A 10,477-nucleotide genomic window follows, 5' to 3' on the forward strand; every position below is an offset into this window, starting at 1 on the left:
TTGGCAGACCCATTCGTGGCCCCTTAAGGGGCTTTGCTAGTATTATGCCCTTCTAGGGCTTACTCAAGCCACCGGCTCAGCCGGTGGTTTTGACTCCGAGAGAAAATGTGGCTCAATAACGGGCCACCACCAGGGTGTCGCCCGCCTGTACGCCGGTGTCACCGGTGGGGATGATGGTCTGGCCATCCCGCTGCACCATTACCACAAGCGTACCGGGGGCAGGAGGTGCGTCCCGCAATTGCTTGCCGCACAGCTTGTGAGAGGCGTCGATGCTTACCTCCTGCAGAGTCAGGTTTGCCCGGTTCTCAAATTCCCGGGCGGCAATGACCAGAAGATCCCCCGCCAGCATCCGGGAGGAGCCGCTGGGCACCAGAACGCCCTCACCCCGGCGGATGATCAGGCTGACCAAAAAGTCCGGCGGGGTCACGATCTCCCGCAGAAGCTTACCCGCCCAGGGGTGGCCTTCGTCCAGATGGAGCTTGATGAAGCAGATGTCGCTTTCCTCTTGGTAGTCGTTGAAGGTACGCCGCACGTCCGCGTTGTCGTCAATCATGGAAACGTGGTGGGCCATGTGGGGCAGCAGGGTGCCCTGAATACCCATGGAAAGCAGTACGATGCAGAACACCAGATCAAACAGGTCGTAGGTGAGCGGTGCGTTGTGCAGCACCGCGTAGATGGCGAACACGATGGAGGCTGCACCGCGCAGACCCGCCCAGGAGACCAGCGCAATCTGCCCGGCTTTGGGCCGGAAGGGGGCCAGCAGTGCCGCCACTGCCACCGGCCGCCCCACCAGGGTGAGAAAGGCCAGGATGCACAGCGCAGGCACAAAGACCCGGGGCAGCTGGGCCGGGGTGACCAGAAGACCCAGCAGAAAGAAGATCATCATCTGGGTGATGCCGGTGACCGCGTCAAAAAAGCGCACCAGATCCCGCTTCTGGGCAATGGGCGCGTTGCCCATCAGAATGCCGCACAGATACACGCTCAGGTAACCGTTGCCGCCCAGCATGGAGGGCAGTGCATAAGCGATGAGGGCAGCGGCAAACACGAAGATGGTGTCGCCCTGGGCCATGGTGGCATGGGTACGCCGCAGAAGAAAAGCGGCCGCAAAACCGATGCACACGCCGAACAGGATGCCGAACACCAGCTGCTTTGCCAGCACCAGCGGTACCGAGATGTCGCCGCCGGTCATCAGGGTTACCAGTACCACCGTGAGCATGTAGGACATGGGGTCGTTGGAGCCGGATTCCAGTTCCAGCAGGCTGGCCGTGTTGAATTTCAGGTTCAGGCTGCGGGAACGCAGAATATTGAACACCGAGGCTGCGTCGGTGGAGGCAATCACCGAGCCGATGAGCAGGCTCTCCAGCCAGGAAAGCTGCAGCACCAGATGGATGAACGAGCCGGTAAGCCCGGCGGTGAGCAGCACGCCCAGGGTGGACAGCAGAACCGACTGCACCGCCACCGGCCGGGCGGCCCTCCAGTTGGTGCCGAAGCCGCCGTAATACATGATGAAGATCAGGCACACCGAGCAGACGGTTTCAGCCAGGGAATAGTTGTTGAATCGGATGCGAAACAACCCGTTCTCTCCGAACAGCATACCCAGGCCGATGAATACCAATAGAGTGGGGATGGGCAGCTTTTCAGTAAAGCGATGAGCCAGGATGCAGGCCAGGATTACCACCCCGGTCAGCAGAAGAATTCCGTTCAAGGGCATACCTCCTTTTCAGATGCAGGAAACAAAGCCGGCGCCATGAGATAATTTATGCACAGGCGGGCGGAAAGAGCCGCGAAAAACAGGCCAAGTGAAGAAAAAGCGCGGGCCGTGTGGCTGGCCCGCCCAAAAAGCCGTATGCTGTAATCAGAAGCCGTAGGGGTAACCAATGGCCTGACGCACCGCTGCGGCGGCATCCGCGCCGCAGAGCCGCCGCACCAGCGCCAGAGAGAAGGGGATAGACGCGCCCAGGCCCCAGCCGGTAATGATGTCGCCGTCCTCCACAACGGGTTCCTTGACCACAGTGGCGCCGGCCAGCTGGTCGGTGAAAGAGGGATAGGCAGTGGCCTTTTTGCCTTCCAGCAGGTCAAAAGCGGCCAGCGCGCTGGGAGCAGCGCAGATGGCGGCTACCAGTTTGCCGGAAGCCGCTGCCTGCTGGCAGACTGCCTTCACGAATTCGTTGCCCTTCAGATTGAGGGTGCCGGGCATGCCGCCGGGCAGCACGATCAGGTCGAAATCAGCCGCCTGAATGTCAGACGCAACAGCGTCGGTGTCCATGCGCACGTTGTGGCTGGAAAGAATCTCCGGCTTCTGGTTTACGGAGGCGGTAACCACCTCTACCCCGGCACGGCGCAGAATGTCAACCGTGAGCAGGGCTTCGCATTCCTCGGTTCCGTTTGCCATAAATACACAGGCACGTTTCATTGTAAAAACCTCGCTTTCCCGGGCCCGTCTGGGGCCTGATGCTTTGTGTATGGTCAGCGTCCGGTGTGGGGGACACCGTTCGCCGGGGTAACCCGGCAGACGGTAAGCACGCCGTCGCTTACGGTAAATTTGATCTCCAGCCCGGCAAAGGTCAGGCCGTAGACCCGCTCCGGGTCATCCTGATAGGAGGGGCGGGGGTCCTGGGCCAGTACTCCTTCCAGAGCACTGCGTTTCTCTTCCGGTACCCTTACCAGCCATTCCGGAGGAAAGACCACCTCCAGGTGATAGTCCCGCACCGGGCCCGCAAAGCCGCTCAGGGCTTCGGGCCGGCAGTCCGCCGCGGGCAGGTAGGGCTTGATGTCAAAGATGGGGGTGCCGTCCAGCAGGTCGGCTCCCAGCACATGGATCACCGGCCCCAGCTCCGGGTGAAGCTCCACCCGATCCAGCTTCACGCAGGAAAGGCCGATGGCGTTGGGCCGGAAGGGGGAGCGGGTGGCGAACACACCCATTCGGGTGTTGCCGCCCAGCCGGGGCGGGCGAACCGTGGGCGACCAGGTGGAGCGCACCGCCTGAGAAAACTGCCAGATGAGCCACAGGTGAGAAAAATCCTCCAAGCCGCGCAAAGCGTTGGGATCCCGGTATTCCGGCTCAAATACAATCACGGCCTGTAAACTTTCCACCAGACCGCTCTGGCGGGGAATACCGAATTTGCTGGTAAAATCGCTGTGGATGCGGGCAATCACCCGCATGGGAATGGTTTCGGTCATAAAAGATCCTTTCAGGAAGATTCGTTGCCCTTCAGCCGGGATAGAACTTCGTTCAGTTCAAGAACCTGGGCGTATCGATTGGCCCAGATCTTTTCCTCATAATAGCGGGTCAGATCCCGGGCGGTGGCAAAATCGTTGTCGAAGGTGGTGGTTGTGCCTCTGGCGATGGTCGCTTCATAGCCGAGTTCAAAGGCCACCTTACAGGAAACATCAAAGCAGTACTCCGTTTGCATGCCGCAAAGAATCAGCTGTTTTGCGTTCATCTGCTGGAGGTACTCATGAAGGCCGGTCTGGCGGAATGCACTGTTGAAATGCTTGTCAAAACGCTTTTCTCCCGGTTCCGGCGCAATCGGTGTGGCGACCTGCCAGCCGGGGCTGCCAAGCTCCAGTTCATCGCCAGGGCCGCCGTCGTGACAAACATAGATCACGGGCACGCCCGAAGCACGGCAGCGCTCCAGCAGCGAGCGAATCCCGGCTAGTACACCTGCTTCGTTGTACGGATGTGCGTTTACCAGAGCGGTTTGCATATCGATTACGATCAGGGCATCGTACTTCATAGCGTTTTCCTCCTTGTCTGCACTGTTTTATTATAGCACAAAAAAGGCCGGAGGCACCAGCGCCGCAAAAGAGAAGATTTGCAATGTCCGGATTCCTGAAAAGGATGTGAAATAGCAAGGAAATGAAGCATAATAGTTGATTTTATAATTAAATTGTGAAAAAATTATTGCACATTATAACGAAACATGGTATGCTTTACTCAAACAAAGTTCGCGGGCTCAGACCGGTGGACACAAAGGAGGAATTAGCTATGGCATATTGTAAAAACTGCGGAAAAGAAATCGATGATAAGGCTGTAGTATGCCCGGCATGCGGTGTATCGCAGCAGGATAAGCCCGCAGTGGTGGACAGCGGCAATATCGGATGGGCTGTTCTGGGCTGCTGCATTCCTCTGGTTGGTCTGATCCTGTTCCTGGTATGGAAGGATCAGAAGCCCAATACCGCAAAGAAAGCGGGCATCGGCGCGCTGGTTGGTGTGATCTGCATTGTAATCTACTATGTGGTCGTGGTCGCTGCCGGTGTGGGTCTGGCCATGATGCAATGATCTCCTGGCTTTATGTCTGGCTGCCCCGGTTCTGCGGCTGCCATTGCCGGGATGACCGATCGTTCCATTATCATGGGCGGCGGTTTCCGGTTTGCGCCCGCTGCACGGGGGAACTTGTGGGGATTCTGGCCGCAGCGCTGTGCTATCCATGGGTTCGTGTAAGTGCCCTCTGGGCGGCTGTTCTGATGATTCCCATGGTACTGGACGGCGGTGTTCAAGCCCTGACTCCCTACGAAAGCACAAATACCCGCCGGTTCGCAACTGGTCTGCTGTTTGGCTGCGGATTGCTGTCCATGTTTTTCACCAGCACAGCATTGGCGTTCCGCTGGGGCTTGCAGTTGGGAATGGGGCTGTCCATCACCTGAAAAAGAATATCTGAAAAGAAAAGCTCGAGTCCGTTTGGCCTGGCATGGCACAAATGGATTCGAGCTTTTTTGTGGAGCTGGTGGACCCAAATTAAACGAGTTTTCGGATGCAATAGTCAATAAAATCAACGGTATACTGCTTTGAACGTACAAATCCGTTTGTTTCAAAATGAACCAAATAGTTAATGAGTGCGCTCGTAATGGAATCTTCATGTATATGGCAGCTGCGGAAAGAGGACTCATTTTTATGGACGAGCTTCTGGAACATCTGTATCCCAGTGGATTCGTATACATCGATGATAACGTTGGGAGCAAGTGGGAGGAGCTTTGAATCAACCAGTCGAACAGGGGTGGGCGAGGTGATGCACAGCTCTTTCAGACGTTCCAGAAGAAGCCGCCGAATGGAGGGACTTAGAGGGTGGTAAAGATCATCGGGAACATCGCCAAGCTTCCCGTGGCTGACAAAGTCGAGCAATCCGTCCTCACTGAAATAGCAGGATGGTGCAAGGTTGATGATATCCTCAAGCCGATCGAGCAGGGACTGGATACCGGCCTGAGCAGAAATTGATTCCGGAAGAATTAAGCGCATAGCCAGGTTACTGTCGATGCAGCGCAGCAAAGGAGGATCATAGCGGAGCCAGCATGCCGGTCCGCCAGTTCGTGCAAGACTGTTGGTTTGGCGCATTGCTTGCTCACAACTGCAGGGTTGTGCATCTAGAAAAAGTGCTTTTTGAGTATTCAAATATTGCTGACTGAATTGTTGACGAAGAAATTCCACTGCGTTGCTATCTTGAATATAAATGGCTTTTTGCTCAGAGATATCAATAAAAAGGGCAGCGGCAGGAAACAGCAAATAAATTGGCATCAGGATACCGGGTGTTGGAATGGAGGTGCTGCTGTTGCACAAACGCGCCTGATACTGCATCTTTTCCAGAAACAGGAAGGGAACAGAGTTGGATAAAGTGCGCAGATTTTGCATAAAATCAAGTTCTGCATTTGTGTTTTTCGCAAAGAGGCAAAGCTGTTTTACGGTGTGATTGGTTGCTTCCGGAAGCGAAAAAACTTCCACAAGACAATCAGTCACAAGCTTGCTTGTGGTAGGGGAAAGATACAAAGGGAGCGCACTGTTTGAAGTGGCATAGCGGTACAAAATCCTGCGCAGCCAGTTTTTTAAAGCGGTCAGCCCCTGAATGGTAAAAGGGGGAACGATTTGTTCAGAATCATGAAATAAAGGAGGGGTGCTGTAAGGAGCTAGAATGCTGCTTTGAACCATACAAATAGAACGCAGCAGCGAATAAATCTGAGAATTGCAGTCTTTTTCACTCTGACTGGAATGCGAAGCGTCGAACAGAAAGAGCATGGAGTGATATTGTTCTGGTGAGACGTTTAGCACATCCAGCAATGCACTAAGCTGAGAAGCGGTTGGTTTGCGTTCTCCGCGCAGGATTTTGTAAAGAGTTGAACGGTCAATGTTTGCTTTGCGGGCAATTTCGGCCATAGATATGGATCCAGAATGTTCCTGAATCAGCGATTTCAGACGATCGTGCAGCTCTTTCATTGGCGGATTTTCCTTCCTTTGTGTGATTGAGAGGGCGTTCCCGACAAAAGTGTGGCATAAAAGCTTCCTTGTGCCACACTGTTTGCCACATCTTGTCACAAAATTTTTTGCTGTGTATAATGACCTCATGATAATTTTCACAAAACATACACAAAAAGTACAAAATTATCAATACCAAAAAAGAACTAAAATGTCAACAAAAATGGGGAGAACGCTATGAAAAAACGATTGGTAGCATCGGTGCTTGCTTCGGCAATGCTGGCGGCGAGCATTCCGTTTCCGGCGTTTGCGGAGGAGCCATATCAATGCGATTTGGTTGTGGACCTCGCCGGAGCGGATCTGGAGGATGGCTATTTTGACCCGGGTGATATCGTAGACGTGACGATCTCGATTGCCAATGCGGGGTGGTCTAACCCGGATAGCGGTTCAGAACTGCTCGGTATGCAGTTTGGATTGAAGTTTGATGAGCAACTGTTCTCGTGGGTAAAAAATGCGAGGGACCAGATTTACACAGTTGGTAGTACGTTCGAAAACTATGCACCCATGGAAAACTCCGCGACCGGAGAATATCAGTTGTTTTTTTCTTCCGGGGAGGCCCCGGCGTTGACTGATGAAAAAATAGTTGTTGCAACCTGCCAGCTGCAAGTTGCTGACCCTGCCCCGGCTAAAGCGGGTGAAACGGAGATCGGTTTGCAACTGGATGCAGATAATATCCTATTCGGCGACTTTGATACGGAGACGTATGTGGATGCGGTGGCCAATCTGGTTTCGGATTCTGCGTTGGTTGATACAATAGTGCCTGTGATTCAGCTGGAAGGCACTCCTGCTTCGGGCGAAGCGGTTTTTTATTATCAGCCGGTAGCGGTAAGCGTGACAGATGACAGCTCGACTACACTGGCGCTGGATGGTAAACCTTGGAGTGGACAGTCTCTCACCGAGGGCGGAACATTATGCGCGACCGATGCCCGTGGCAATTCCGCAACCGTCCAGGTAATCATTGATGCGGCAGCTTTCAATCAGGCGATTGCCGCAGTTGAACAAATTCCGGAAACCATAGATTACAAATCCATTTCTCTGATCCAGGCGGCGCAGAAGGCAATCGAAGCAGTGACAGATTCTGCGGCTTCTGCAAAATTGGCTGCACAGAAGCAGAAGGTTCAGGATGCACTGGGAAAATGGAATGCAATTGATGAGCAGGTTACCGCGGTTGAAAATCTGATTGCTGCATTGCCTGCCGATGTAAAGCCTTCGGATGCAGCGAAACTGGATGAGATTCAACAGAAGATTGACGAACTGAAAGAATTGGGCGTTGAGACTTCGGATATTGCAAATTATTCCGTATACAGTGCCGCCGTGGAGAATCTGGCAGGTGCATTGGCTGAGATCCAGGCTGTACGGGACCAGATCAAGGAGCTGCCCGCAGCGGAGGATGTGAACTTTGCAGATGCTGCCGCAATCAATGGTGCAGAAAAGGCTGCAAAAGATCTGCAGGCCAAATATGGCGAGGAAGTCCTGTCGGCCGAGGATCTTGCTCCTCTGGTGGCAGCACAGGCCAAACTGAGTGAATTGAATGATGCCCGCAAGGCTCTGGTAGAGGAAATCGCAAATACGCAGCTGAACATCACCACTGCCCAGAAGGATCAGGACGCGATCCAGGCGCTGCGCGATAAAGTAACCGAACTGGAGGCGCTTGAGACCACCTTTACAGCTGATGAGCTGAAAAATCTGGTGGATGCGGAAAAGGCAATGGCCGAGCTGCTGAAGCAGAGTGAGGAAGCGCACGCGGCTCTGGCAAAACTGCCTGCGCAGGACGAGGTACTCTACACCGATAAGGCGGCCATTGATGCAGCTCAGAAAATGGTGAAGGACCTGGAAGGCAAGGATACCTTTACCGAAGAAGAGCAGGCGAAACTGGCTGCGGCACAGGCTGGCTACCAGGATATTCTGGACGGAATTGCTCAGGTGGAAAGCGATATTGCGGCCTTGCCTGATGAAGTTACCCCTGATATGGCATCCCAGATTGCAGAATTGCAGCAGGCGATTGCCCGTTTGACCAAGCGTGCGGTTCCCGTCGCTGAAATTGAGGGCTATGATAAATATCAGGCTGCGGCAGATGCGCTGGAAAGCATTTTGGCTGAGATCCAGGCTGTACGGGACCAGATCAAGGCGCTGCCTGCAGCGGAGGATGTGAATTTTGCAGATGCTGCTGCAATCAATGGTGCAGAAAAGGCTGCAAAAAATCTGCAGGCCAAATATGGCGAGAAAGTTCTGTCGGCCGAGGACCTTGCTCCTCTGGCGGCAGCACAGGCCAAACTGAGTGAATTGAATGATGCCCGCAAGGCTCTGGTAGAGGAAATCGCCAATGCGCAGCTGAGCATCACCACTGCCCAGAAGGATCAGGATGCGATCCAGGCGCTGCGCGATAAAGTAACCGAACTGGAGGCGCTTGAAACCACCTTTACCGCTGATGAGCTGAAGAACCTGGTGGATGCGGAAAAGGCAATGGCCGAGCTGCTGAAGCAGAGTGAGGAAGCGCACGCGGCTCTGGCAAAACTGCCTGCGCAGGACGAGGTACTCTACACCGATAAGGCGGCCATTGATGCAGCTCAAAAAATGGTGAAGGACCTGGAAGGCAAGGATACCTTTACCGAAGAAGAGCAGGCGAAACTGGCTGCGGCACAGGCTGGCTACCAGGATATTCTGGACGGAATTGCTCAGGTGGAAAGCGATATTGAAGCTTTGCCCGATGAAGTTACTCCCGATCAGCTCAATGTGATTTTGCAGATCCAGCATGCTATTTCGGCTCTTGCAGAACGTAAGGTGCCCACCGACGTAATCAAGGGGTACGAGAAGTACCAGGCCGCGGCAGATGCCCTGGAAGGCATTTTGGCTGAAATTCAGGCAGTGCGGGATCAGGTGAATGCGCTGCCTGACAAAGAAAATGTTTGTTTCACGGATGAAGCAAACATTGAAAATGCGGCAAAGGCAGTGAAGGCCCTGCAGGAAAAATATGGGGCTGATGTGCTGACTGAAAAGGAATTGGCTCCGCTGGCAGCTGCTCAGGAGGGTCTGACCGAACTGAAGGCTGAACGGGAGCAGCTGGTTCAGGATATCGCGAACGCAGAGCTACCCGTTACCTTGAAACGGGAGGATGTGGAGCGCATCGAGGCTTTGCGCGAGCGTGTGAAAGCTTTGGAAGCAAGGAAAGCGGAGTTTACGCAGGAAGAACTGCTGGTACTGACCAATGCGGAGAAAGCTTTGGAACAGCTGAAAGAGCGCAGCAGCGATGCCCATAAGGCTCTGGATTCCCTGCCCGGAAGAGATGAGATCCTGTACACCGACAATGTAAAGCTGGAACAGCTGATTCACGAGATGAATGAGTTGGAGGCTTTGGGCGATACCTTCACCGCGGAAGAGAAGGCTAAGGTGGAAGCTGCACAGGCTGGTCTGAAGGATCTGGACGAGCGCCTGGAGGCACTGGCTGCCAGAATGAAAGCCGTGGATGGGGAAGTGATTTACAGCGATATTTCCTTGCTGGCCTCCATCGATCAGGAAAAAGTGGCGCTGCAGGCGAGAGGCTGTCCCATTGATGAAAATACCGTTGGCAAAGAAGCACTTGATCACTACGCTGTTTTTGTTGCAGCGATTTCTGCAATGAAGAAGGAATTGGCGGATTTGAACCAGGATATGGAAGATGCGCTGGACCATTGGAGCTACAACAACGAATCCGCGTTTGATGCGATTCGTGTGAAGATGGATGCGGCGGCTCAGAAGTATCAGATGACGGGCGATCAGAAGAAGGCTGTGTTTGCACAGTACTCGGAGAGTCAGGATCGGAATGCGGAGGTTAAGAAACTTCTGGATGAGGCAAAGCAGGAAATCAACGATCTGCCCAAAGATATCACGCTGGATCAGAGCAAAGATGTTGCGGCAATCACGAATCTGCTTGATAAGCTGATCAAGGAATATGGTTTGACGAATAAAGTGCTTGAGACGGAATTGGGCACAGCATACACCACTTATAAAAACGCAGTGTCCAAACTGGAAGATCTGAAGGAGGAAAAGCCTGATTCGCAGGAACCGAGTGGCGGCCAGACGGCAAACGGCGGGGCTGAACCTCAGAGTACACAGGCTCCGGCTGCGGCACAGGGAACCTCGCCGTCCACAGGCGACTCGTTTAATCTGTTGGCAATGGCCGGTGTCTTTATGACGGCGGCAATTGGCTGGATCGTATTGAAAATTGGCATCCGGCGCCGGGAAGATTAAGCGAAA

The 10,477-nt window shown here is 53.9% G+C and carries 8 protein-coding genes; 3 read left to right on the forward strand and 5 right to left on the reverse strand.

What is annotated here, in order from left to right:
• Window positions 1-112: 112 nt before the first annotated feature.
• From EDD77_RS04345 to EDD77_RS04360, 4 genes are all read right to left on the reverse strand, one after another.
• Window positions 113-1,705, reverse strand: coding sequence for a potassium/proton antiporter (locus EDD77_RS04345; RefSeq protein ID WP_058966816.1), 1,593 nt, complete (start codon window positions 1,703-1,705; stop codon window positions 113-115).
• Window positions 1,706-1,855: 150 nt separating this feature from the next.
• Window positions 1,856-2,413 carry a DJ-1 family glyoxalase III gene (locus EDD77_RS04350; RefSeq protein ID WP_058966814.1) on the reverse strand — a complete coding sequence of 186 codons (558 nt, stop codon included), beginning with the start codon at window positions 2,411-2,413 and terminating at the stop codon, window positions 1,856-1,858.
• Window positions 2,414-2,466: 53 nt separating this feature from the next.
• On the reverse strand, window positions 2,467-3,180 hold the full coding sequence (gene tsaA / locus EDD77_RS04355) for a tRNA (N6-threonylcarbamoyladenosine(37)-N6)-methyltransferase TrmO (RefSeq protein WP_058966812.1): 714 nt from the start codon (window positions 3,178-3,180) through the stop codon (window positions 2,467-2,469).
• 11 nt (window positions 3,181-3,191) lie between these two features.
• The gene (locus EDD77_RS04360; protein ID WP_058966810.1) at window positions 3,192-3,737 is read right to left on the reverse strand and encodes a cysteine hydrolase family protein; all 546 of its coding nucleotides are present in this window, start codon (window positions 3,735-3,737) and stop codon (window positions 3,192-3,194) included.
• Between the two features lie 251 nt (window positions 3,738-3,988).
• Here EDD77_RS04360 and EDD77_RS04365 point away from each other — a divergent pair, with 251 nt between their 5' ends.
• A complete protein-coding gene (locus tag EDD77_RS04365; protein WP_058966809.1) occupies window positions 3,989-4,282 on the forward strand; it encodes a zinc-ribbon domain-containing protein in 294 nt (97 codons plus the stop codon).
• On the forward strand, window positions 4,279-4,647 hold the full coding sequence (locus EDD77_RS04370; protein ID WP_058966807.1) for a DUF2085 domain-containing protein: 369 nt from the start codon (window positions 4,279-4,281) through the stop codon (window positions 4,645-4,647). The genes EDD77_RS04365 and EDD77_RS04370 overlap by 4 nt, the downstream gene beginning before the upstream one ends.
• 91 nt (window positions 4,648-4,738) lie before the next feature.
• Here EDD77_RS04370 and EDD77_RS04375 read toward each other — a convergent pair whose 3' ends face one another.
• On the reverse strand, window positions 4,739-6,205 hold the full coding sequence (locus tag EDD77_RS04375) for a helix-turn-helix domain-containing protein (protein WP_058966805.1): 1,467 nt from the start codon (window positions 6,203-6,205) through the stop codon (window positions 4,739-4,741).
• A gap of 216 nt (window positions 6,206-6,421) precedes the next feature.
• On the opposite strand from EDD77_RS04375, the gene EDD77_RS04380 reads away from it, so the two are divergent.
• Entirely contained in the window at window positions 6,422-10,471 is a 4,050-nt protein-coding gene (locus tag EDD77_RS04380) for a coiled-coil domain-containing protein (protein ID WP_132587316.1), read from the forward strand.
• The last annotated feature ends 6 nt before the right edge of the window (window positions 10,472-10,477 follow it).

Origin of the sequence: Allofournierella massiliensis (genome assembly GCF_004345265.1) — a bacterium.
Taxonomy (GTDB): Bacteria; Bacillota; Clostridia; order Oscillospirales; family Ruminococcaceae; genus Allofournierella; species Allofournierella massiliensis.

Excerpts from the sequence above, each read along its gene's own strand:
- EDD77_RS04360 (WP_058966810.1), bottom strand. The coding sequence starts at position 3,737 with ATGAAGTACGATGCCCTGATCGTAATCGATATGCAAACCGCTCTGGTA.
- EDD77_RS04370 (WP_058966807.1), top strand. The coding sequence starts at position 4,279 with ATGATCTCCTGGCTTTATGTCTGGCTGCCCCGGTTCTGCGGCTGCCAT.
- EDD77_RS04375 (WP_058966805.1), bottom strand. The coding sequence starts at position 6,205 with ATGAAAGAGCTGCACGATCGTCTGAAATCGCTGATTCAGGAACATTCT.
- EDD77_RS04380 (WP_132587316.1), top strand. The coding sequence starts at position 6,422 with ATGAAAAAACGATTGGTAGCATCGGTGCTTGCTTCGGCAATGCTGGCG.
- EDD77_RS04350 (WP_058966814.1), bottom strand. The coding sequence starts at position 2,413 with ATGAAACGTGCCTGTGTATTTATGGCAAACGGAACCGAGGAATGCGAA.
- EDD77_RS04365 (WP_058966809.1), top strand. The coding sequence starts at position 3,989 with ATGGCATATTGTAAAAACTGCGGAAAAGAAATCGATGATAAGGCTGTA.
- tsaA (WP_058966812.1), bottom strand. The coding sequence starts at position 3,180 with ATGACCGAAACCATTCCCATGCGGGTGATTGCCCGCATCCACAGCGAT.